Here is a 22,504-nt window from a genome sequence, read left to right as displayed (position 1 = left end):
GGCTGGACGACCGTGCGGCGGCGAGCGGAAGGCTACGGCGTGGCCCGCTCTTCCGGCAGGGAGACGAAAGCGATTCGCTGCAGGCCGGCGCGCACGGCGATTGCCAGCACGCGTGCGACGCGCTCGAAATGGACGTGGCGATCGGCATGCAGGTGCAGTTCGGGCTGCGGCGCCTGCCGGCCGGCGAGGTCGCAGCGTTCGGTGAGCTGCTCGAGCGTCAGCGCCTCGCCGTTCCAGTACATTGCGCCGTCTTCACGAACTGCCAGTTCGACGCGTTCGTCGCGTGTGACATTGACCTGGCTCGACGCTTGTGGCAAGTCGATCTTGACCGCGTGCGTCAGCAGCGGAGCGGTGACGATGAAGATCACCAGCAGCACCAGCATCACGTCGACCAGCGGCACGACATTCATGTCCGCGCGCGTCGCCGCGGGACGATGACGGCGGAAACGGCAGTCGCTCATCGCGCGCTCGCGGGCGCCTGCGCAGCAACGGGACTGGTCGCGACGCCCTTCACCGTCAACAGCACGTAGAGCTCGTGCGCAAAGCCCTCGAGGCGCGCCAGCCACAGTCGATTGCGGCGGTTGAAGGCGTTGTGGGCGAGCACCGCCGGAATCGCCACTGCCAGTCCGAGCGCGGTCATGATCAGGGCCTCGCCGACCGGTCCGGCGACCTTGTCGAGCGTTCCCTGCCCCGACAGGCCGATCTGCACGAGCGCATGGTAAATCCCCCAGACGGTGCCGAAAAGCCCGATGTACGGCGCCGCCGAGGCGGCGGACGCGAGCACCGTCAGGCCGTACTCGGCGGCCGCGGCCTCGTCATCGATGACGTGGTTCAGCCGGCGGCTGAGATACTCGGCGAAGCCGCCTGCCGCCGCCAGACTGACACCGCCGCTGTCGGCGAGCGCGTCGAGCCCTTCGGCCGCCAGCCGCGCGAACGCGTGATTGCAGTCCTCACCCTGCAGGCGGCGCCGCAGGTCGTCGCTGCCGCTGTGCCAGAAGCGCCCGAGAAATGCCTTCGCCCGCCGCTGCGCGACCAGCCCGGCGAGCGACCTGGTGACGATCAGGTACCAGGTCGCCAGCGAGAGGAGCAGCAGGACGAGCAGGACCAGGCGGCCGACGAGGTCGGTCTGCGAGAGGAAATGGGCAACACCGAAGTGATCGACGAGCGTTGACTGCACGATTCAGCATCCAGGAAGAGTGGTTTGCTTGCGGCCTCTGGAAACCCAGCACCGGAGAAGGGCGGGCAGCATTCTACCCGCAGACGCGTGCGTCGAGGCCGCCAGGCAGGTCGCGCCGATCTTGGCCAGCGGCGGGCAGCAGCGTGCAAGCTCACTGCAGGACGAAGCGGAACGGCTGCAAGGCGACCGCGCGCACGCTGCGGCCGAAGGCCGGCGGAACACTGCAGCGCCAGGCGCGGACCGCTGTCAGCGCGGCGTCGTCGAGTCGTTGATGACCGCTGCTCCGTTCGATGCGCGCCGCGGCGACGCTGCCGTCTTCGTTCAGTTCGACCCGCAGCAGCACCTCGCCGGTTTCCTCCAGTCGTCGCGAAAGTGGCGGATAGGCAGGGGCTGGCCGGTGATGACAGACCACCGACAGTTCGGATCCCAATGCCGCTGGCGCCCGTTGCGCCGGAAGGGCGGGCGGGGGCGCCACTGCCGGGGCTTCGACCACGGGTTGCTGCTCGGCGACGGCCGCTGCGGCGGTCGCTCCGGTTGGCCGAGGCGGCGTCGCCAGCAGCGGCTGACGAGGGGCTGGCTTCTGCCGTGGCATCTCGCGCTTGTTCGCCGGCGGGGGGCGGCGCGGTTCAGCGTTGGGCGGCGGAGCGCGCGGCGGCGTCACCGCCGGCGCGACGATGTCGACCTGCAGCGTCCTCGTTTCGGCATGCGCTGCAACGAGACGGTGCGTCCACAGGGCGTAGGTTGCCGCAACATGGATGGCGGCGACGACGCCGGCCGCGAAGACCAGCTCGACTGGCCGCCGGCAGCTGCTGGCGGCCGGTGAAGCCGGTCGCCAACCAGATGCCGGCAGCACGATCACTGGCGCTGGTCGGGGCGGTGGATCTCCTCCACCTACAGCTTGAAGCTGAGCCCGGTATAGACCGAACGGCCCATGCCGGGAACCGCGATGCCCCAGGGTATCGCGTTGATCATCATCGTCGTTCCCTGGCCGGTGTAGGCGCCGCCGAGTGGCAGGTAGTAGAGCTTGTCAAAGACGTTGTCGATGCCGAAATCGAGACGAGCCTGCTTCCACGAGTAGCTGGCGCGCAGGTTGAGCAGCCCGTATCCCGGCGTGCCGATTTCGTTGCGGACGTCGGACAGGTGATCCTTCGACGTCGCGCCGACGAACTCGAGTGCGTTGTCCCAGCCGCCGAGGCGGTGGGTCAGCGCCAATCGGGCGTTGAACGGCATGATGTTGTAGAGGCCGTCGCCGGTATCGCGGTTCTTGCCGTAGGTGTAGGAAACGACTCCGTTCACTCCGAAGTCGCCGTAGCCCGTGCGCGCCAGGGGCAATTCGCCGGAGAAGTCGATGCCGTAGAGCTCGGCCGACTGGTTCGCGTACTGCAGGACGACGAACTGGTTCGTCGTCGTCGCGTTCGGCGGCGGACAGCTCGTCGTGTTGTTGCAGCGGATCGCGTCGATGTAGTCCTTGACCCGCGTGTAGTAAGGCGTCGCCCGGAGTTTCCAGCTGCGGTCGCTCGCATGCCAGTCGACCGATGCCGAGACCGTGTACGCCACCTCCGGGTCGAGGTCGATGTCGCCGTAGTAGCCGTTGCCGTCACCGACGAAGTTGTTCATCACCGCAGCCATCGACCAGGTCGACCAGGTGTAACGCTCGTACAGGTTCGGCGAGCGCGTCTTGCGTGCGACGCCGACTTCGAGGTCGGTCTGGGCGTCGAGTGTGTAGCGGGCGAGGGCGGTGAGATCCCAGTTGTTGTCGGTCCGCTTGCGATCCTGTGCGTTGAAGGCTGCGGCATCGGCCTGCTGGTTGTTGTACGAGCGCATCGGCATCCCGCCCATCATCATCGTCGTGAAGTTGATGTTCGGGTTGTAGCCCTGCACGGGACCGGCATCGGTCGTGACGCGCTCGTAGCGGACGCCGAGCAGGGTCGTCCACTGCGCATCGAGTCGCGACTCCCACTCGCCGAAGACGCCGAGTCGGTCGCGCGTACCATCGTTGATGTTATCGAAGGTCAGCGGCCACATGCCGCCCCCCGACGCCGGCCAGTAGTCGTCGAGCCGGTAGTGCTGGTACAGGCCGCCGACGCGCAGCAGGTCGTTGACACCGAGATTGACGTCGGCACGCAGGGTGACACCGCTGGTGTTGCTGTCGGTCTTCATCGGCATGCCGGCAGCGCAGTTCGCGCTGATCGGCGAGCAGGGCATGCCGATCACGGCGTTGTGGCCACCCGACGCCATGCCGTAGTAGAAGCGCTTGTCGGGACCGAAATCCATCAGATGGTCGACCGTCTCGTAGTAAGCGCGTGCATCGAGTTGGCCCCAGTCGAACTGCCCCCGATAATGCAGGTTGAAGCGGTTCTCGGTGTTGCCGAGCATGTCCATCCGCTGGTTCGGGAACAGCTGCTCCGGAATGTCCTGATAAGCGTACTTGAACTCGAGAAGGTGGTCGCCTTGACGGTAGGCGAGCCCGAACTGGTAGTTGTGCGTTTCGTAGGCGGTCGATCCGACCTCGTCACGCGCCAGCGTCCGTCCCGGATTGCCGGTCGCGGTGAAGTTCTTGAAGTTGCCGCCGGCGGTGTAGTTCTCCGCCTTGGCGGTCGTCGCACTGAAGTTGGCGCTGAGGTTCTCGTTGGCGACGACGGCCGAAAGGTTGCCGCCCCAGGCGTTGCCGTTGCTGCGGTAGAACGCGCCGGCTTCGCCGCTCAACAGCAAGTCCTGGCCCGTTGCGGCGAAGCGCGGCGCCAGCGATTCGGCGATGATCGTGCCGCCGATGCTGTCGCCACCGAGGCTCACTGGCGTCACGCCGGGAATGACGCGCAGCTTGCTGACGCCATTCGGGTCGAGATAAGAGAGCGGCGGGTTCATGTGGTTCGGGCACGAGGCGATCAGGTCCATTCCATCGACGATGATCCGGTTGCGGTCGTCGGCAAGGCCGCGGATCACCGGCAGGCTGGACACCCCGCCGGCGCCCTGCAATTGGACACCAGGGACGTCGCGCAGCATGCTCGCGGTGTCGCTGGTCGCCGGGCGCAGGGCACGCATCGTTTCTTCGTCGACACGGTTCGCGGCCGGCAGTGGCTGCAGGCGGCTCTCCTCGACGACCACCGGCGCGAGCTGTGCCGGCCGCTCGGCACCCGCGGCAGCGGCCGCGGTCGCGCCGTCGGCGGCTACTGCCGGCACCATGCCGCTTGCTCCGAAAGCCGCGATCAGCGCGGCCGTGCGATTGATCCGGAACTTCATTTTTTTTCTCCTCCCGATGGATGTCCGTCGGCGGCGGATTCTCGCAGAGGCGCTTCGGGCGCGGAATGCGACACAACGTCGCACGTCGTGGCGGCCGGTTGCAGCTGCCACGTTGCGGGACGAACACCCGGGATGTTGCGGCAGTCATGACCGTTCGCCGGCCCGATGGCCGGCACGCCGGCAAAGAGCATGGTCCCGTTTCGAGGAGAGGTTGACAGCGGCCTTTCACTGTGGGACGTTGCACGGCATCCGGCCAGTCGCGGCGAGACGCTGAGTCAGCCCGGCGATGGATTGACGGGTTGCCTTCGCTGAGCTGGCCTGGTATGGCTCTCCAGGAGCCAGGGTGTGCCCGCAAGGGCAGGGTGTCCATAACTTGCCAACGATGAGGAGACAATATGCTCTACGCAGCCCCCGGCACCGAAGGTGCCAAGATCGCCTACCAGGCGCGCTACGACAATTTCATCGCTGGCCGCTGGCTTCCCCCGGTCAAGGGTCAGTACTTCGACGTCATCACGCCGATCAGCGGCAGACCCTATACCCAGGTGGCTCGCTCGACTGCCGAAGACATCGAACTGGCGCTCGACGCAGCGCATGCCGCCGCCGACAAGTGGGGGCGCACCGCCGCCGCCGATCGGGCCAACGTGCTTCTCAGGATCGCCGACCGCCTGGAAGCCAACCTCGAAGTCCTCGCCTACGCCGAGACGGTGGACAACGGCAAACCGATGCGCGAAACGCTGAACGCCGACATCCCGCTCACCATCGACCACTTCCGCTATTTCGCCGGCTGCCTGCGCGCCCAGGAGGGCGGAATCAGCGAGATCGACGAGCACACGGTCGCTTATCACTTCCACGAACCACTCGGCGTCGTCGGCCAGATCATCCCCTGGAACTTCCCGATCCTGATGGCCGCCTGGAAGCTCGCCCCGGCCATCGGTGCCGGCAACTGCGTGGTGCTCAAACCGGCCGAGTCAACGCCGATCAGCATCCTGATCATGGCCGGGCTGATCGCCGACCTGCTGCCACCCGGCGTGCTCAACATCGTCAATGGCTACGGCCGTGAAGCCGGCCTGCCGCTCGCCACCAGCCGCCGCATCGCCAAGATCGCCTTTACCGGCTCGACCACCACCGGCCGCCTCATCGCCCAGGCCGCCGCCAACAACCTCATTCCGGCCACCCTGGAGCTCGGCGGCAAGTCGCCCAACATCTTCTTCGCGGACGTCGCCAGGGCCGACGACAGCTTTCTTGACAAAGCCATCGAAGGCCTGGTGCTGTTCGCCTTCAACCAGGGCGAAGTGTGCACCTGCCCCTCGCGGGCACTGATCCATGAGTCGATCTACGACCAGTTCATGGAACGTGTCCTGCAGCGCGTGGCGGCCATCAAGCAGGGCAACCCGCTCGACACCGACACCATGTTGGGTGCCCAGGCCTCACAGGAGCAGATCACCAAGATCATGTCCTACCTTGATCTCGGCAGGCAGGAAGGCGCCGAACTGCTGATCGGCGGTGAGCGTGCCCGCCTCGGCGGTGAGCTCGAGGACGGCTACTACATCCAACCGACCCTGTTCAAGGGCCACAACAGGATGCGCATCTTCCAGGAGGAGATTTTCGGGCCCGTGCTCGCGGTGACCACTTTCAAGGACGAAGCGGAGGCGCTGGAAATCGCCAACGACACGCTGTACGGTCTCGGTGCGGGCGTCTGGAGCCGTGATGGCAACGTCGCCTATCGGATCGGCCGTGCCATCAAGGCAGGCCGCGTGTGGACCAACTGCTACCATGCCTACCCGGCGCACGCCGCCTTCGGAGGCTACAAGGAATCCGGCATCGGCCGCGAGACGCACAAGGTGATGCTCGACCACTACCAGCAGACGAAGAACCTGCTGGTCAGCTACAGCGAGCAGAAGCTCGGCTTCTTCTGATTTCAGGCTCGCCTTGCGGCGAATGACTCCCCTGGGCGGACGCCCACGGGCACGGAGGTCGGGATGGTTGCAAAGGTCATTGCCACCGAAGCGGCGCTCACACTGATCGAGTTCCTCAGGCAGAAGCACGGTCCGCTGATGTTTCACCAGTCCGGCGGCTGCTGCGACAACAGTGCCGCCAACTGTTACCTGCCGGGTGAGATCACCATCGGCCCGGGCGACGTCTACCTCGGGGAGATTGGTGGCTGCCCCTTCTACATCGGCAAGTCGCAATACGAGTACTGGAAGCACACCCAGCTGATCATCGACGTGATTGATGGTCACGGCGGTACATTCTCACTCGAAGGACCGGAGGGCAAGGCATTTCACACGCGCTCGCGGGTGTTCAGCGATGCGGAGATCGCAGAGCTGGACGGCGAGGCCTCCTAACGCCGTCGCCGCGAGTTGCTCGCCTGGGTCAGTTGCCGGGTTGCGCGGATGCGCCCGCGGCAGCGTTTCCGAGCGACTGCAGCGCGTCGATGGCTGCCCGCACGCGCGGCGGGACGAGCCGGCCGGACGGGTAGACGGCGCTGATCGGCTCCGCCGGTGCCCGGCAGGAGGACAGCACCTCGACGAGACGGCCACTGGCAATCTCGTCGGCGACCATGTAGTCGGGCACCTGCACGAGGCCCAAGCCCAGGCAAGCGCCCTGGACGACGCCATCACCGTCGTTCACCTGCACCCGTGACCGCGGGTCGAGCTCGCGGCGCCTGCCATCGCTGGCGAAAACCCAGCTGCGCAGTCGACCGCTCGTCGGCAGCCGATGCACTACCGCGTGGTGCCGCGCGAGATCGTCGATCGTCCGCGGAACGCCGTGCTCGCGCAGGTAGGCCGGGCTGGCGCAAAGGAGCAGTGACTGTTCGGAGAAACGGCGCGCGACCAGCCGCGAGTCGCTGAGCGTGCCGACCCGTACCGCGAGGTCGATCCCCTCCCTGATCAGATCCGTGTAGGCGTCGTGCAAGCGCAGGTCGAGCTGGAGCGCCGGGTGGCGTTCGACCAGCCGGGCCAGCACGGGCAGCACCACGCGGCGCCCATAAACGACCGGCAGGTCGACGCGCAGCAGTCCCGCGGGTGCCCCGCGCGTGCCAGCGGCTTCCGACTGCAGGGCCTCGACCTCTTCGAGAACGCGCCGGCAGCGCTCGAACAGGCGCTCGCCGTCGGCAGTCGGGCGTACCTGCCGGGTCGTCCGATGAAAGAGCTTGACGCCGAGCGAATGCTCGAGTCGGCCAACGGCCTTGGCCAGGGTTGACGGAGCGGTCCCCAGCTTGCGCGCGGCAGCGGCGAAGCTGCCGTGCTTGGCCGTTTCGGCGAAGGCGACGAGTTGCTGCAGCCCCTGCATGGCGAGAACCGATCAATTGATGAACCAATGTCGCCAATATTACGACATTGCAGAGCATTCCATACCGGATCGTTTGACGGCATGCTTCGTCACACGCTTGCTCCGCGAGCCGGAAGGCCCCGAATCAAGCAACGTTCTCGTTCATCGATCAGGAGAAAGCCCATGTATGTTCATCCGCAGACCCCACCCAGCGCCACCCCGCTTCCCGGCATCGCCCACAGCACCTGGGCAGGCCGGGCTCAGGGGCTGACCCAGCTCAGTCTCTGGCGGCAGAGCATTGCGCCCGGGTGCAGTACGCCGCCGCACCGGCATGACTGTGACGAGATTGTCCTGTGCCTTTCGGGCAGTGGCGAACTGCACATTGCCGGAGCGGTGCACCGCTTCGCCGCCGGGCAGACGATCACCGTGCCGCGAGATGTCCTGCATCGGATACAGGTCATCGGCGAAGAGCCGCTGGAGATCATTGCCGTCCTCGCGGCGTCGCCGGTCGCCGTCTTCCTGCCCGACGAGCAACTCCTCGATCTGCCGTGGCCAAACTGAGCGGCGTCCGCGGTCGCTGACCACACGAGGCAGGCGGGGCAGCAGCCGCCAGGCGACGCGGCCCCGCCGTCTCCTGCTGGTGATGAGGCCAGCTGCGGGCTTATCATTGCTTTCTCGCCAGATCCCCAACCACCGACAGGACGTGCCATGCAGCCATTGCTCCGGATTCTGTTCAGCCTTTTCCTCGTCGTCGCACCGGTCGCCGTAGCGGCGGCCGAAAGCGACCCGCATGCCGCCGATCGCCAGGCGCTGATCAAGCTGTTCCGCGAGATGGAGGCAGCGATCAACGCGCAGGACGTCGACCGGATGATTGCCCAGATGCACCCGCAGGTGACAGTAACCTGGCTCAACGGTGAGGTATCGCGCGGCCACGACGAGGTGCGCGCGTATTACGACAAGATGGTCCGGGGCGAGAAGCGGATCCTCGAGCGCTACCTGACCACCGCCAAGCTCGGCAAGCCGGCGCGCTTCTTTGGCAATGGCGAGGTGGCGGTGGCCGATGGAACGATGAAGGACGAGTTCTTTCCCGTTGCCCGTGGACCGTTCTCGCTCGACTCCAACTGGACTTCGACCTCGGCGAAGGTCGGGGATCGCTGGCAGGTGGTTTCGATGCACCTGTCGTCGAACGTGTTCACCAACTCGCTGCTCGCCGAAGCCGAGCGGGCGATCTGGTACGTTGGCGCCGGCGCCGGCATCGGCGGCATGCTGCTCGGTGGGCTCCTCGGCTGGCGGCTCGGTTGGCGGCGGCGGAGCTAGCAGCCTGTCGGACTCGATGGGTCGAAGCGACAAGAGTGGAGTGGAAGACGAGCGCAGTTTTCCACGGATTTCAAGCGAATGGTCGTTCTATTGGTGCAGAGCCAAGCCGTGCGACGTGGACGCTTGCCGACGTGTTCCAAGCCAGCTTCTCGACCGATGCGGCCGGCAGGATCAATCCGACCGAGTTCCGGATCGACGTGGTGCACGGCCTTCCGTCAGACCGTTAAATGCCGACGATTTTCAGCCGTGTGTTTAAAAAAGTCACTTGCCGTGCCGAGGATGCCTGTGGCTCCTGCCGCTTCGCCCTGAGCGTTCAGGGGGCCGACCGCGGCTTGATGCGGCCGGCCCCCTGGAGCATGGGGTCGCACGATGAATCGGAAACTGGCCAGCCGGATGCCCAGCGCGGAACGCTTTTCCCGGATGGCGAAATGGGGCTGGTCGGTCTCCTCTTCATACTTCAGCACATGCTAGGCTGAAACGGGCTCCTTCATGTCCCGACCGAGACGGCATCCGTCGCAACCGGGCGGCGACGAGCAGAGGCGGCGACCGCAGCAAGCAGCAGCAGACCCAGCGTCCCCGGCTCTGGGACATTCACGGTGTCGGTCACGTCCACCGGGGGTGGCGTCCAGCCCGGGGCCAAATCGGGAATGGAGCCGCCAAACTTCAGGGTGTGCGGGCCGGGAGTCAGACCCTCCACGGCAACCCAGTAACCGTCGACAATGGCGTCAAGGATGCCAGCATACTGGGGAGGAAAGCCCAACGCTGCGCTGAGACTGGCTGACAAGTCCACCGTGAAGAACGCGGTGCTCGTCTGCCGGTAGCTGGGGAAGGTGAGCAGATCCTGACCGTCAAGCGTTGCATAAAGACCGGTCGCGTTGCCAACGCCAGGAATGTAGCCGAACGCGCACTGCAAATCGCAGTTGTCCGCCGGCACCTCAATGTCGTAGGCGGTAACGATTGGGAAGAAGATCGGCTTGCCTGCTGGCGCCGTGAAGGTGCGCGTGCTGCTTCCCCCTGTGTTGCCCGCGACGAAGAAAACCGGCCCCAGATTGTTGACGTGCGCGTAGGCCCCGGTGGTGTCCAGCATCGGGTTGGACGCCGCATCGATGCTCAGCGCCCACTGTAACCATTGCTCCGCCAACTGCAGTTGGGTGCTCCCCGCCACCGGCTGGGTAGGATCGACGACACCGGCCTGGGTCATGCCAACTGCCCCAAAAAGGGCGATGGCCCCCGCGAGGTTGCGAGCGAAAGTGCGAGTCGATTTGCCCGCTTGAAGAACGCGGGAGGGCTCGTTCGTTGGTTTCATTTTCAGATACCTCGGTATGGGCTACTGTTTGTTCAGGAAGGAAGCCAAGAACAGCGAGATCGATGCCAGAAGTGGCTTGCGCAACATGATTTTTCCCCCGAAAAAGTGATTGGCGCGCTGGAATGTGTTGTGACGCGCGCCCGATCTATACGCAAGATCCGCACCACATTTTTTAACCACTTGTGTGATATGGTTTAATTCAGGGACGGCGGTCGGCGGGTTCGGGCAAGTGTAAAATTTTCCGACACTGGAGAGGTGTTTTTCAGTGCAGGGTATCGTGGTCCCAGCTGCGCGAGCGGTTCAGCCCGCAACAGCGTGCCCGGTTGTTCGGCGCTGATGGGGCCACTTGGCCGGCTGGCGACGTGACCCAGGACCGCGCTCCAGCCGTTCGGCCGTACGGCATGGTCATGCGCGCACTCGGGGTAACCGAGGTGACGCCAGAACGCATCCTTCCGCGCCTGACCCAGTCCTTCCTCGAAGCGCGGTCGGACGACAGTCTGCGTTGCGCAGCAGCGGGGCATTTTCCGGGGTAGTGACGGCAGCGAGAGCAGCGGAGGTGATCGACGAGGAGCGCCGAACTTGGCGCGCCGTCGGGTATTCACCGGCGAGAACGTTGCGCCTGTTCGTCGGTCGAGGCCGGCGACGCGAGGGCTGCCACCCTGTGCGCTCTGCTCGGCCTCGCTGCGCGCTGTCGCGGCTGATCGGGCGAAACGCTCGGACGCTGAGCCGGGCGCCGGCAGGCTGTGCCCGGAGGCTCTCGGCAAGGAGCGGCGGAAAGGGCAGAACCCGAAGGGGAAGAAGGCTCAGCGCCGTTCCTGCCGCTTCACCGCCGCCGCTCATCGCGCGTCGGCGCTCGCCGCACGGATCCCCTCTGCCTGCTGGCGAATCGCCGTGCGCGCGCCATCGTCGAGGCGCGCGAGGTTGCGCACCTGCATCGCCATGCGCTGGTTCTGCCGCAGCAGCGCTTCGTGCCGGAGCAGGAAGTCCCAGTAGAGCGTGGTGAACGGGCACGCCCGCGGGCCGCTTGCCGCGGCGGGATCGAAGCGGCAGCCGGCGCAGTGGTTCGACATGCGCTGGATGTACTTGCCGCTGGCGATGTACGGCTTGCTCGCCATGAGGCCGCCGTCGCCGAACTGCGACATGCCGAGCGTGTTCGGCAGTTCCACCCACTCGACGGCATCGACGTAAACGGCGAGATACCACTCGTGCAGCGCGCGCGGTCGCACGCCCAGCAGGAGCGCATACAGGCCGGTGACCATGAGCCGCTGAATGTGATGTGCGTAGCCGAGCCGCAAGCTCTGTCCGATGGCGTCGCGCAGACAGGCCATCGCGGTGTCGCCCGTCCAGTAGAAGCGCGGCAGCGGCTGGTCCGCGCCCAGCGCGTTCAGGTCGGCGTAGCCGGGCATGAAGCGCCAGTAGATCCCGCGCACGTATTCGCGCCAGCCGAGGATCTGGCGGATGAATCCCTCGACGCTCGCCAGCGGCGCGCCGCCGCCGCGATACGCTCGCTCCGCGGTGGTGATGACCTCGCGCGGGTCGAGCAGCTTGAGGTTCATCGCCGCGCTCAGGCGGCTGTGGAAGAGCCACGGCTCGGCGGTCCACATCGCGTCCTGCCAGTCGCCGAATGACGCCAGTCGGTGCGCGACGAAGTCCTGCAGCGCCAGCGCCGCATCGGCTGCCGCCACCGGCCAGTCGAATGCCGCAAGCTCGCCGGGATGCCCGGCAAAGCGCGCATTGACCATGGCGATGACGCCACGCGTGAGCTCATCCGGTGGAAAGGGGCGCGGCGCCTGGTGCGTCGGCGGCCCGTTCTTGCCGAAGCGCTTGCGATTCTCACCGTCGAAATTCCAGTCGCCGCCCGTCGGTTGGCCGTCCTCATCGAGGAGCACCGCGTGGCGCCGGCGCATCTCGCGGTAGAAGAACTCCATGCGCAGTTGCTTGCGGCCCTGCGCGTGCGCCGCGAACTCCGCGTGGCTGCACAGGAAGTGCCGGTCTTCGCGCATCTCCAGCGGCAGTGAAATCGCCGCCCGGACTTCCTCCCGCACATGCCATTCTCCCGGCTCGACCAGTACCACCCGCTCGGGCCGGAGACTGGCCAGCGACTCGCGCAGCGCTTCGGCAAGGGTCTCGCCCGGCGCCGGCTCCGCGCGGCCATCGGCAGCGCGCCACACGGCGGCAGCAGGGGTGAGTTCGCGGTAGAACACCGTCCATCCGCGCTCGCGCAGTGCGTCGCGAAAGTGTCGCATCGCGGCGAGAAAGATCGCGATGCGTGGCTTCGTGCTCCACACCTTCGTGCTCTCGTGCGCCACCTCGGCCATCCATACCGCGTCCTGCCGGGCATCGAAGCCAGCGAAGGCTGCCGAGTGCGCATCGAGTTGGTCGCCGAGAATGAGAACGAGCTTACGCATCGGTCGATCGGCATGACGTTGCGCCGTTCCAGCGCCGACGGTTGCCGCAGAGCATCGGCTGCCGCCGGACAGGCGCCCACTTTCTCCGCCAGGAGACGGGACGCGCGCGCGTGACGCACTCGTTCTCCGGCCACCGCCACTGCCGCTGGCGCAGGCCCGTCATTCCGCGGGATCCTCGCTGTCGTTCATGCGGCGCAGCCTGTCGAGATACGGGTTCCCTGCCGCGGGCTTCGCCGGGCGCGCCTCACTCACCAGCATGCGCGCCACGCGCTGTTCGCTGCCGGCGATGAGTTCAGGAATGAGCTCGGCCTCGGGCAGATTCTTCCAGTATTTCTTCGGCATCGCGGCGTGCATCGCTTTCACTTTCAGCCGCGCCGGATTGAAGATGCTGCGGAAGTACGTGCGCCACAGCTCATCGAGGGCGTCTTCGTCGGGTGCCGCGCTGCGCGGCACGCCGGGTGTGAAGTGCAGCGTGGCGCCATCCCAGTGCACGCATTCATGCGGCGTCAGGATGGACCAGTCCATTCCCGCGAACCGCTGCCGAAAGAAGGGCGCAACCAGTCGCACGAGGGGATAATCGGGTTCGAACCAGGCGACGAACTGCTCGCGGCCCGTGGCATCGTCCGTGCCGACGAGGCGGAAGCGAACGAAGGCGCGCATCTTGTGGACCCCGCGGCGGACGGCCTTGCACCATTCCTGCACGGTGCGCACGTCGCGATCGGTGGCGACGGAAAGGAGATGCCGTTCGCCGCCGTGGGTGAGCCGCCAGAGCAGGCGATACAGAGTGGCCCAGCGCTGCGGCGCCGTGTGCGCGGCGGCAATGCGGGCGATGGCGAGGAATGCGGGCGATGGCGAGGAATGCGGCGGACACTTTCGCTACCGGCACGGTATCCGGAGCGACGGCCTCGCTCGCCGGAAAAAGCCCGGCCTGTTCGCCCTGCTCGGACCAGAGCACCTCGTCCGGGGGCACGGCCGCGGCGAGCAGGGCGCGCGCCTGTTGGCGCCATCCTTCGAAGGTCGGTTCGATGAACACGCTGCGCATGGCTAGAACTCGCCGCTGCGGACGGACACGAGGTCTGCCGGGGTGGCTTGCGGTGCGTCGAAATCCAGCGCCATCTGCACTGGCGGCGGCAGGAAGCGGGCACGAAAATCGTCTGTATCGAGGCCGGACCGAGTCGGTACATGATCGGCGGCGATGATGAATGGCAGCACCTTGTTCATCGCGATGCGCAGCCGCAGCAGGTCCGCCAGCCGCAAGCGCGTGTGGCGGCGCGCGGCGATGATGCGGTCGACATTGCGCACGCCGAGGCCCGGCACGCGCAGCAGGATCTCGCGCGGTGCGCGGTTCACGTCGGCGGGAAAGCGCGCGCGATTGCGCAGGGCCCAGGCGAGCTTCGGGTCCAGCGCGAGGTCCAGATTCGGCTCGTCGGCGGTGGTCAGCTCGCCGACCTTGAACTCGTAAAAGCGCAGCAGCCAGTCCGCCTGGTACAGCCGGTGCTCGCGCACGAGGGGCGGCGCGTTGATCGGCAACAGCTTCGACGGCTGCGGGATGGGGCTGAAGCCCGAATAGTAGACGCGCCGCAGGCGGTAGCTTCGGTAGAGCAAATCGGCGCGCTGCAGGATGGTCGCGTCAGTCGACGCATCGGCGCCAACGAGCATTTGCGTGCTCTGTCCGGTGGCAAAGGGCGGCGGCTGCGGCGCATCGGGCTTCCGCTTCTCGGCAAGGCGCTCGTCGATCCGGTCACGAATGTGAGCCATTGCCCGCTGCGTGCGCGCGAGACTTTTCTCCGGCGCCAGCGAGTCGAGCCCCGCCTGCGTCGGCAGTTCGATGTTCAGGCTGATGCGATCGGCAAGGCTTCCCGCCAGCCCGATGAGCGCCGGCGAAGCCTCCGGGATGCTCTTCAGGTGAATGTAGCCGCGAAAGTGATGCTCCTCGCGCAGCTTGCGGGCGACGGAGACGAGCAACTCCATCGTGTCGTCGGCACTCTGGATGATGCCGCTGCTGAGGAACAATCCCTCGATGCAGTTTCTCTTGTAGAAGTCGAGCGTGAGCTTCACGACCTCGTCCGGCGTGAAGCGGGCGCGCTGGACATTGCTCGAGCGGCGATTGATGCAGTAGTGGCAGTCGTAAAGGCAGGAATTCGTCAGCAGCAGTTTCAACAACGAAATGCAGCGGCCATCCGGCGCATACGAATGGCAGATCCCCGCGCCACCGGTGGACCCCACGCCCTTGCCGCCGCGCGAGTCCTTGCGCGCCGCGCCGCTGCTCGCGCAGGAGGCATCATACTTCGCGGCATCGGCGAGTATTTCCAGTTTGCGCTGAAGTTCCATGGGCGGTCCGAAGGTGCGGGCAGCGAGGCTGCAGGTTGCCGTGAATGTCGCCTTGGCGACTCACGAATCTCTCAGGGATCGCTTGTCGGCGAGCCGGGGATGCGGGAAACGGTCCGCTCGTCGGCACAGGTGAAACGGCGATCCGGGGCGATCGGCAGGGCCATGGCGCGGACTGGTGTGGTGCAGGCGATTCATTTTGCCTTGGGACATGCCCGTCGATCAATCCCTGGCTCCCTGCCTGGCCCCGTGCGGGTCACCTTGCCGTCAATTGCCAGCGCACGTTCGTTCCCGATCCGCGGCGCCAACGGCGTGCAACGCCCGACGGATGAGTGAGGGCGCCGTGCACCTGGCAGATGACCAAAGGCACCGGGCTGGCGAAACCCGGAGGCCTGTGCAGGGCTTCCGGGCCCGGCTTCGAGATCATTGACGCTGCTTGATCAAGGCTCCTATACTCCCACGGGTGCCGTTGGACTGCCTGTCCTTCGCACCCTCGCCTGCCGCCCGGCGGCCACGCCCGACCCTGTCGGGCGCGGACGGCCGCGCAGCTTCGTCCCCTTTCGAGCCGCAGTACCGAGATCCGATGAAATTCCAATCCAGGCAGGTGGCGAAACGGGTTTCGGAACACTTGGGCGTCGAGGACCGGTCAGCGCTCGCCGGCGTCTTCGCCGGTGCCGATCCGCTGAAGGTGGCGGCGCTGGAGGCGCTGCTGGGCGCGCTCGACGCCACCTTCCAGGATTTGGCAACGAAACTGCAGCGGCGCACCGAGCTGGGTGGCGACACCTGGTGCGACTGGGACCTCGGCAAGCGCTCGGTAACCGGCGGCGGCCCCCTGCTCGACCGGCTCGGTCTGGCGAAGGAGGCGCCGTGCGCGACGGTCGACGACTGGCTGGCGCTGGTGCATCCGGAGGACCGCCCTGCGGTCGACGCCTGGCTCGCAGACCTTGCCGCGCAGAAGGCGCTGCGCCTGGCCGTCAATTGCCGCCTGAAGGCGCAGGGCGGGCGCTGGCACTGGATGCAGGTGCGCGCCGCGGTGGCGAGCCGCGAGGCGTCGGGCCGCGTGCGGCGGATGGTCGTCATGCAGCGGAGCATCGACCAGGAGCGCGCCACCGCTGGCCGGCTGGTCGCCGCGCGCGAGGCCGCCGAGGCGGCGATGCGCGCGCGCGGCGACTTCCTTGCCAACATGAGCCACGAGATCCGGACGCCGATGAACGCCATCATCGGACTCACCGGCGTCGTGCTCGACACGGCGCTCGACGAGGAACAGCGCAGCTGCCTGGAGACCGTGCGCAGCTCGGCCGACTCGCTGCTCTCGCTGCTCAACGACATCGTGGACTTCTCGAAGATCGACGCCGGCAAGCTGCATTTCGAGACCATCCCCTTCTCGCCGGCCGACCTGGCGGTCGAAACCGCGCGCGTGATGGCGATCCCGGCGCACAAGAAGGGGCTCGAGGTCGTCGTCGGGATCGCTCCGGACCTGCCGTCGCGCCTGATCGGCGATCCGACCCGCCTGCGCCAGGTGATCAACAACCTGCTCAGCAACGCGACGAAATTCACCGAGCGCGGCCTCGTGCGGCTGGACATCTCGGTCGAGGAGCGCGAGGCGGCCAGTCCCGGAACCGAGCCGGGCGTGGTCGCCGGGCCGCAGGAGTACGTGCGCCTGCGCATCGCCGTCAGCGACACCGGCATCGGCCTCAGCCCCGAGCAGCAGGCGCGCATCTTCGGGGCCTTCGAGCAGGCCGATGCGTCGACCACGCGCCGCTTCGGCGGCACCGGACTTGGGCTCAGCGTCAGCTCGCGGCTGGCCGAGATGATGGGCGGCCGCATCGAGGTCGAAAGCCGGCCGGGCGAAGGCGCCCGCTTCGTCTTCACGGCGCGGTTGGCCGTGGCGCCCGCCGTCGGCCGAAGCCAACCCGACCTTTCAGGTCGCCGCGCCTTGGTGATCGACGCGCAGGACGCGTCGTCGGCCCAGCTGCGCAAGCTGCTGCAGCAACTGGGCATCGCCGCGGCGCCGGCGCAAGACCTCGCCGCCGCACTGCCGATGCTGCGCGCGGCGCGCGCCCGCAGCCCCTTCGACTTCGTGATCTTCGCGCTGAGCGCCGAGGACGTGGCGGGACGCCAGATCGCGTCGCATTGGCGCGCGTCGCACCCGGAACGCCTGGTCCCGCTGGTCACCACCGACCTGGCGCGGGAGCACCTCGCCGAGATCCGGTCCTGGGGCGTCGGGCGCCACCTCACCAAACCGGTCGGCCTTGCCGATTTGGCCGAAGTGCTGTGTGGCCCGGTGGCAGAAGCGCCGGCCCAGCGATCGGCAGCCACTCCGGCAGCGCCGGCTGCGCCCGCCCCGGCGCCGGGCCCCTCGGTCGGCTTCGAGTTCGAGAGCTTCGACCTCGAGCCGGTACGGCGCGAGGAAAGGCCGGGGCTCGAGGTGCTGCTGGTCGAGGACAACACGGTGAACCAGGACCTGGGCATCCGCCTGCTGAAGAAACGCGGGCATCGCGTGACCGTCGCGCGGAACGGTGCCGAGGCGCTGGACATCAGCGACGGCCGGCACTTCGATGCCATCCTGATGGACTTGCAGATGCCGGTGATGGGCGGCCTCGAGGCCACCGAAGAGATTCGCTCGCGCGAGCAGCGGCGCAGCTGGACCATGTCCGACGCCTACCGCCCCGCCTACATCATCGCGATGACGGCCAACGCGATGTCCGGCGACCGCCAGCGCTGCCTGGACGCGGGGATGAACGATTACGTCGCCAAGCCGGTGGACGCGCAGCTACTCGACGCGGCATTGCAGCGCGCGCGCGCCGCGGCCGATCCGGTGTCGTTCACCGGCGCGTTGGCCGCCGACGCCGCGGGCGACGAGCCGGCCATCGACTTCGCGAAGACCGAAGCGAGCCTGGGCGACCCGGTCATCGTCCGCGAGATGGCCGTCGCCCTGCTCGAGCACTGGAACGAGAATGTCGGCAACCTGGAAGCGGCGATCGCCGCGCAGGACGCGCGACAACTGCAACTGCACGCGCACACGATGAAGGGGCTGCTGGCGATCTTCCACGCCGAGCCCGCGAAGCGCCTGGCGCTGGCGCTCGAGCAGGTCTCTCAGCAGGGCGGCGGGCCGGACTGGGCAGCCTGCGCAACCCTGTGGCAGTCGCTCAGCCTCGAATTGCTGGGCGTGAAGACCGAGCTGGCGTTCTTCGTGTCGCGCTGAGGGCTCGCTTGACCGCGCCGTGTGCCATACGCCCGCCTGGAAGCGGATGGCAGGCTTCCGATGCACACCGCACGGCAGCGGCGCCGGGTGCGAAGGACGTCGGTCCGGCATTCACCGTGTTCCCGTACCCGCCCTTCAGCGCAGCAGGTAATAGAACACCGGCGCCGACAGGCAGAGCGAGTCGAGGCGGTCGAGCATGCCGCCGTGACCGGGAAGCAGAGTGCCCCAGTCCTTGATTCCGCGCTGTCGTTTCAGCGCCGAGAGCAGCAGGCCGCCGACAAAGCCGAGCACGCCGAGCAGCAGCGAGATCATCGCCGCCGCGGCGGTGGTGAAGGGGGTCAGTGGCGCCAGCCAGGCGCCGAGGGCGCAGGCGCTGAGAATCCCGCCGACCGTACCTTCGACGGTCTTCGCTGGCGACAGGCGGGGAGCGATCTGATGCCGCCCGGCGAGTTTCCCCCAGAGGTACTGCAGGACGTCGCCGACCTGCACGACGAGCAGCAGGAAGACCAGTAGCCAGCCATTGCGCTGCGTGTCACCCGCGTCGACAGGCAGCGTCAGCAGGGCGGGAACGTGCGAGATGGCATAGACGCAGAGCAGCAGCCCGAGCTGCAGCGGGCGCAGGCGTCGCGGTGGCCCGTCGTGCGCGGCGTGCAGCCATTCCCAGCCCGGCAGGACGAGCAGGACGCAGAGCGGAATCAGGCTGGCGAACAGCGGGCCGGGCGCGGCGAAGAGCAGCAGGTACTGCAGCGGCAGGATGATGGCGAAGCCGCTCCAGCGCAGGGCGCGTGGAATCGCCGCAGCGACGTCGCCGGCAAGGAACTCGCGCAGCGCCGCCAGCGAGGCCAGCGCGAAGAGAACGATCACCCCGGGCCGCCCGGCGAGGAGCGCCAGGCCGACGGCGATGGCGATTAGCCACCAGGTGTCGATGCGCTGATTGAGATTGTCGAGCAGCGCATGCGGTTGCCGGCGCGCCAGCCGCAGCCGCAGCCGCAGCAGGCGGGCGACCAGCGTCGCCAGCAGCAGCACGATGGCGATGCCGGCGGCCATTCGCCAGGCCGCGTCCGGCGGTTGCGGCAGCAGGTCGGCGGCGTGCCAGTCCATGCCGGGCGGCAGCCTCGCCTCAATGGCCGCCGCCCGGCGCTGCCTGCCGCCGGCGGTGCCAGTCGCTGAGCAGCGCGATCTCCGCCGTGCCGATGACGACCGCGGGTCGGGCGCGCCGCACCCGCGCGACGGCGTCGGCTGCCGTCGCCGCCTGGCCGCTGCGCAGCAGCCAGGCGGCGACGACCAGTGCGCTGCGCGCCAGTCCGAGCGCGCAGCAGACGAGAACCGGTGGCGTCGCCAGAGCCTGCTGCAGCGCGGCCAGCGCGCGCTCGATCTGCTCCGCGTCGGGGGGCAGCAGGTCGAGCATCGGCACGCTGGCATGGGCCAGGCCAGGGGTGGGGCAGGGCAGTTCGGCGCAGACATCGACGACCGCCGCCACGGGCAGCCGTTGCAGGTCGGCCGCCGATGGCAGCCGCCCGAGCAGGAGCGTGGGTACGACGACGTCGGCAGACGGGAGACGGCGTGTCCACCAGCGCTGGTTGAGCCAGGCGCCGATCTGGTAGGGACCGAACAGGCAGCGCAGGGCAGCGGGGATCGATCCATCCCGACGCTTGCCGAAGGCCTCACCATCGAGCAGCAGGTAGATCAGCGCCACCATCGCCAGCGAAGCCGCCGGCCAGAGCAGCCAGAGCCAGCCTCCGCCGTTCAGCGCCGCGAGGCCGCCGAGGATGAGCGCCCCGGCCGCGTAGGCCAGTGACAGCCGGCGCCGTTGGCGATCGCGGCTGAGTCGCGCCCGGCGGAGCGGCGAACCGCCCTCGTCCGGAAACAGCCAGATCGCCAGGCAGCCGAGCCAGAGGCCGGTCGGAATGTCGAAGAAGTGGTGTTGCCAGGTGGTCAGCACCGAGACGCCGATGAGCAGCGCGACGCCGTGGACGACGAAGTGCCAGGCACGCGGGACGACGCGCAGGTACAGTTCGAGGAGGACGACGAGCAGCGCGATGTGCAGCGATGGCGCCTGATTGTACGGCTGGTCGAAACTCGTCAGCAGCTCGAACAGCCAGCCGAAGGCGCCATCGACGGCACCCCGCTCGAAGGTGCAACGCAGCGGGAAGAGGAGAAAGCAGCCGATGGCGATCAACTGCGTCGCCAGCAGGCGGCAGGCGTGCGTGTCGACTTCGCGGCGCGTCCGGCAGAGCAGAAGCGAGAGGCCGTAGAGCAGGTCGATCAGCCAGTAGGGAACGATCGTCCACGGCAGCAGCGGGATGTGCCGCTCCCAGTCGAAACGGATGAAGCCGACGTCGCTGCGCTGGCTGCTGACCCAGGTGGCGAAGCCGTAGCTGGCGAAGAAGAAGGGTCCGAGCAGCAGCAGCCAGGCGAGAGCCCGTCGCCACGGTCGGCGTTCGCCAGCGCCGCCAGCGCCGGTACGTGCGGGCGCCGCTGCGGCGGGACTCAATCGCGCCGCGCCAGCGAGACGCTGAACATGCCCCAGTCGTCGATCCACTGCGCCAGCTTGCTGAAGCCGGCGACGCGCACCAGTTCGTCGATCTCCGCCTGCGTCCGCCGCCGCATGATCCACGGCTGGTGGCCGCGGTGGCTGGTCAGCGTGCGGGCGATCAGCTCGATCTGCGGATGCCAGGGCTGTCCGGTGTAGATCAGGTAGCCGCCGCGCTCGATCGCCTGCGCCAGTCCGCGCAGCGAAGCCGCGACCAGCTGGTTGTCGGAGAACAGCTCGTAGAGGCCGGAAACGGTCACCAGGTTGGGGCGCGGGCGGAGCGCCGCGAGTTCGGCCTCGGCGAAGGCGTCGCCGGTCTCGCAGCGGGCGACGTCGGCAAGCCCGGCGCCATCGAGCAGCGCCCGCGCCTGCGCCACGTTGGCCGCGTCGAGGTCGCGCAGGAGGAGCGATTGCGGCCGCTCGGGCAAGGCCTGCACGGCTTCGACGAGATAGCGCCCGTGGCCGGCGGCGGGGTCGAAGACGCGAATCGGCTGGTCGGCGGCGCGCAGTCGCGCGGCGGCGCTGGCGATCGCCGCCAGCAGGTGGCTGCGGCGGATGCGGATGCCGCGCCAGCCGATCGAGTCGAGATAGCCCCGGTCGATCAGGCGGCCGAGCAGCAGCCGGCCGCGTGCCTGGTTGCGGTAGACATGATCGAGGCTGCTGCCGGAATCGAAGCCGGTTGCCAGACCGATGGCGATGCCTTCGCCGAGCCGGCCGAGCGTGCGCATCGCCAGGCGAGTGGCGGCAAAGTTCAGGCGGCGCGGCGAGAATGGGGGCAGCGGTTGGCCGAGGCGCAGCTCCTCGTCGCGGGTGTGGCCGCTGCGATCCGCGTGCAGCAGCGAATCGGCAGCCGGTGGCGCAGCAAACATCCGCTCGACGAAGGCGCGGATCGCGTTCAGTGGCAGCCGGCGCTCGCGCTCGCCGAGGGTGTCGTGCAGGAATCCGGGCAGCAGGTGACACTCGCGGACGGGCGAGCCGAGGCGCTCGAAGAAGCGCTCCTGCGGCTGGCGATGGACCACCCAGTCGTTGCCCGAGATCAGCAACTGCAACGGCACGCGGATCGCCTGCGCATCGGCGACCACCCGGTCGGCGGCGTCGGCAAGTTCGAGAAGGACGCGCGCCGAGATGTTGCGGGTGATCAGCGGATCCTCGTCGTAGGAAGCGATCCGCTGCGGATCATGGGTGAGGAAACGCGCCTTGACGTACGAAGTGATGAAGAAGTTGCCGAACAGGCGCCGCAGCAGCGCCAGCCCCGGCCGTGCCAGCGGCACGTAGAGGCGGACCTGGAAGGCCGGCGCGGTCAGCACCAGGCAGCGCAGGCGCGGTGCGTAATCGTGCACCCAGGTGGCGGCGATGACCGCGCCGACACTCTGGCCGATCAGCGCGACGTCCCCGACGGCGATTCCGTGCGTCTCGCCGATGTGCGCGACGAAGGCGTCGAGGTCGCGGACCAGGGCGGCAAAACCCGGGCTGTCGCCACGCGCACCGGGCGATCGTCCGTGGCCGCGCGCATCCCAGGCGAAGACGGCGAATTCATCGAGGCCGAGTCCATCGACGACATGCTGCAGGCGTCCCGAATGCTCGTGGCCGCGATGCAGCAGGATCAGCGCGCGCGCGTCGCGGCCTGCCAGCGTTGGCGGCCAGTGGCGATAGAACAGGCTGCCGCCGTCGTGCGTGGTGAATTGTCTTTCCAGCGCCGGGCGCATCTCATGGCTCT

At 67.8% G+C, this 22,504-nt stretch carries 17 protein-coding genes and 1 pseudogene; 5 read left to right on the top strand and 13 right to left on the bottom strand.

Going from position 1 to position 22,504, the window contains the following annotated elements:
• Positions 1 to 32: 32 nt before the first annotated feature.
• The 4 genes from V5B60_RS17460 to V5B60_RS17445 form a co-directional block, all read right to left on the bottom strand.
• Positions 33 to 461, bottom strand: coding sequence for an ExbD/TolR family protein (locus tag V5B60_RS17460; protein ID WP_332348650.1), 429 nt, complete (start codon positions 459 to 461; stop codon positions 33 to 35).
• The gene (locus V5B60_RS17455) at positions 458 to 1,177 is read right to left on the bottom strand and encodes a MotA/TolQ/ExbB proton channel family protein (protein WP_332348648.1); all 720 of its coding nucleotides are present in this window, start codon (positions 1,175 to 1,177) and stop codon (positions 458 to 460) included. The genes V5B60_RS17460 and V5B60_RS17455 overlap by 4 nt, the downstream gene beginning before the upstream one ends.
• Positions 1,178 to 1,328: 151 nt before the next feature.
• Entirely contained in the window at positions 1,329 to 2,036 is a 708-nt protein-coding gene (locus V5B60_RS17450; protein ID WP_332348646.1) for an energy transducer TonB, read from the bottom strand.
• 32 nt (positions 2,037 to 2,068) lie between these two features.
• On the bottom strand, positions 2,069 to 4,417 hold the full coding sequence (locus V5B60_RS17445) for a TonB-dependent receptor (protein ID WP_332348645.1): 2,349 nt from the start codon (positions 4,415 to 4,417) through the stop codon (positions 2,069 to 2,071).
• 395 nt (positions 4,418 to 4,812) lie between these two features.
• Between V5B60_RS17445 and adh the strand changes: the two genes are divergently transcribed.
• Together adh and V5B60_RS17435 are read left to right on the top strand one after the other, a co-directional pair.
• Positions 4,813 to 6,333 (top strand): aldehyde dehydrogenase, encoded by a 1,521-nt coding sequence (adh, locus tag V5B60_RS17440; protein ID WP_332348643.1) that lies wholly within the window; start codon positions 4,813 to 4,815, stop codon positions 6,331 to 6,333.
• 63 nt (positions 6,334 to 6,396) lie between these two features.
• Positions 6,397 to 6,762 (top strand): DUF779 domain-containing protein, encoded by a 366-nt coding sequence (locus V5B60_RS17435; protein ID WP_332348641.1) that lies wholly within the window; start codon positions 6,397 to 6,399, stop codon positions 6,760 to 6,762.
• 28 nt (positions 6,763 to 6,790) lie between these two features.
• On the opposite strand, the gene V5B60_RS17430 is transcribed toward V5B60_RS17435, so the two are convergent.
• Positions 6,791 to 7,711, bottom strand: coding sequence for a LysR family transcriptional regulator (locus tag V5B60_RS17430; protein WP_332348639.1), 921 nt, complete (start codon positions 7,709 to 7,711; stop codon positions 6,791 to 6,793).
• Between the two features lie 162 nt (positions 7,712 to 7,873).
• Between V5B60_RS17430 and V5B60_RS17425 the strand changes: the two genes are divergently transcribed.
• Both V5B60_RS17425 and V5B60_RS17420 read left to right on the top strand, forming a co-directional pair.
• Positions 7,874 to 8,251 (top strand): cupin domain-containing protein, encoded by a 378-nt coding sequence (locus tag V5B60_RS17425; RefSeq protein WP_332348637.1) that lies wholly within the window; start codon positions 7,874 to 7,876, stop codon positions 8,249 to 8,251.
• Positions 8,252 to 8,398: 147 nt separating this feature from the next.
• Entirely contained in the window at positions 8,399 to 9,007 is a 609-nt protein-coding gene (locus tag V5B60_RS17420; protein WP_332348635.1) for a YybH family protein, read from the top strand.
• A gap of 215 nt (positions 9,008 to 9,222) precedes the next feature.
• Here the strand turns inward: V5B60_RS17420 and V5B60_RS17415 are convergent, their stop codons facing one another.
• The 5 genes and pseudogenes from V5B60_RS17415 to V5B60_RS17395 form a co-directional block, all read right to left on the bottom strand.
• Entirely contained in the window at positions 9,223 to 9,471 is a 249-nt protein-coding gene (locus V5B60_RS17415; protein ID WP_332348633.1) for a hypothetical protein, read from the bottom strand.
• Between the two features lie 23 nt (positions 9,472 to 9,494).
• Positions 9,495 to 10,313 carry a PEP-CTERM sorting domain-containing protein gene (locus V5B60_RS17410; protein WP_332348631.1) on the bottom strand — a complete coding sequence of 273 codons (819 nt, stop codon included), beginning with the start codon at positions 10,311 to 10,313 and terminating at the stop codon, positions 9,495 to 9,497.
• An 836-nt stretch (positions 10,314 to 11,149) separates the two neighbouring features.
• Complete coding sequence (locus V5B60_RS17405; protein WP_332348629.1) at positions 11,150 to 12,721, bottom strand: cryptochrome/photolyase family protein; 1,572 nt, start codon at positions 12,719 to 12,721, stop codon at positions 11,150 to 11,152.
• Between the two features lie 159 nt (positions 12,722 to 12,880).
• Positions 12,881 to 13,558: pseudogene (locus V5B60_RS17400) on the bottom strand (TIGR03915 family putative DNA repair protein); the annotation flags it as partial.
• A gap of 207 nt (positions 13,559 to 13,765) precedes the next feature.
• Entirely contained in the window at positions 13,766 to 15,052 is a 1,287-nt protein-coding gene (locus V5B60_RS17395) for a putative DNA modification/repair radical SAM protein (protein WP_332348627.1), read from the bottom strand.
• Between the two features lie 625 nt (positions 15,053 to 15,677).
• Here V5B60_RS17395 and V5B60_RS17390 point away from each other — a divergent pair.
• Positions 15,678 to 18,254 carry a response regulator gene (locus V5B60_RS17390; protein WP_332348625.1) on the top strand — a complete coding sequence of 859 codons (2,577 nt, stop codon included), beginning with the start codon at positions 15,678 to 15,680 and terminating at the stop codon, positions 18,252 to 18,254.
• A 135-nt stretch (positions 18,255 to 18,389) separates the two neighbouring features.
• Here the strand turns inward: V5B60_RS17390 and V5B60_RS17385 are convergent, their stop codons facing one another.
• Genes V5B60_RS17385 through V5B60_RS17375 form a run of 3 tightly spaced genes read right to left on the bottom strand, consistent with a single transcriptional unit; the run spans position 18,390 to position 22,493 of the window.
• Positions 18,390 to 19,355 carry a phosphatidate cytidylyltransferase gene (locus V5B60_RS17385; RefSeq protein WP_332348623.1) on the bottom strand — a complete coding sequence of 322 codons (966 nt, stop codon included), beginning with the start codon at positions 19,353 to 19,355 and terminating at the stop codon, positions 18,390 to 18,392.
• 19 nt (positions 19,356 to 19,374) lie between these two features.
• Positions 19,375 to 20,748: a serine/threonine protein phosphatase gene (locus tag V5B60_RS17380; RefSeq protein WP_332348621.1), complete on the bottom strand. Its 1,374-nt coding sequence runs from the start codon at positions 20,746 to 20,748 to the stop codon at positions 19,375 to 19,377.
• A complete protein-coding gene (locus tag V5B60_RS17375; protein ID WP_332348619.1) occupies positions 20,745 to 22,493 on the bottom strand; it encodes a bifunctional alpha/beta hydrolase/class I SAM-dependent methyltransferase in 1,749 nt (582 codons plus the stop codon). Before V5B60_RS17375 ends, V5B60_RS17380 begins: the two co-directional genes overlap by 4 nt.
• Positions 22,494 to 22,504 lie beyond the last annotated feature (11 nt).

Source organism: Accumulibacter sp., from assembly GCF_036625195.1.
GTDB lineage: Bacteria > Pseudomonadota > Gammaproteobacteria > Burkholderiales > Rhodocyclaceae > Accumulibacter.
The sequence above is the reverse complement of the archived record's forward strand: the minus strand, read 5'-3'. Positions and strand labels throughout refer to the sequence as shown.

Coding starts and splice junctions, on each gene's coding strand:
- V5B60_RS17425 (WP_332348637.1), top strand. CDS start 7,874: ATGTATGTTCATCCGCAGACCCCACCCAGCGCCACCCCGCTTCCCGGC.
- V5B60_RS17375 (WP_332348619.1), bottom strand. CDS start 22,493: ATGCGCCCGGCGCTGGAAAGACAATTCACCACGCACGACGGCGGCAGC.
- V5B60_RS17385 (WP_332348623.1), bottom strand. CDS start 19,355: ATGGACTGGCACGCCGCCGACCTGCTGCCGCAACCGCCGGACGCGGCC.
- V5B60_RS17430 (WP_332348639.1), bottom strand. CDS start 7,711: ATGCAGGGGCTGCAGCAACTCGTCGCCTTCGCCGAAACGGCCAAGCAC.
- V5B60_RS17435 (WP_332348641.1), top strand. CDS start 6,397: ATGGTTGCAAAGGTCATTGCCACCGAAGCGGCGCTCACACTGATCGAG.
- V5B60_RS17420 (WP_332348635.1), top strand. CDS start 8,399: ATGCAGCCATTGCTCCGGATTCTGTTCAGCCTTTTCCTCGTCGTCGCA.
- V5B60_RS17445 (WP_332348645.1), bottom strand. CDS start 4,417: ATGAAGTTCCGGATCAATCGCACGGCCGCGCTGATCGCGGCTTTCGGA.
- V5B60_RS17395 (WP_332348627.1), bottom strand. CDS start 15,052: ATGGAACTTCAGCGCAAACTGGAAATACTCGCCGATGCCGCGAAGTAT.
- V5B60_RS17460 (WP_332348650.1), bottom strand. CDS start 461: ATGAGCGACTGCCGTTTCCGCCGTCATCGTCCCGCGGCGACGCGCGCG.
- V5B60_RS17410 (WP_332348631.1), bottom strand. CDS start 10,313: ATGAAACCAACGAACGAGCCCTCCCGCGTTCTTCAAGCGGGCAAATCG.
- adh (WP_332348643.1), top strand. CDS start 4,813: ATGCTCTACGCAGCCCCCGGCACCGAAGGTGCCAAGATCGCCTACCAG.
- V5B60_RS17405 (WP_332348629.1), bottom strand. CDS start 12,721: ATGCGTAAGCTCGTTCTCATTCTCGGCGACCAACTCGATGCGCACTCG.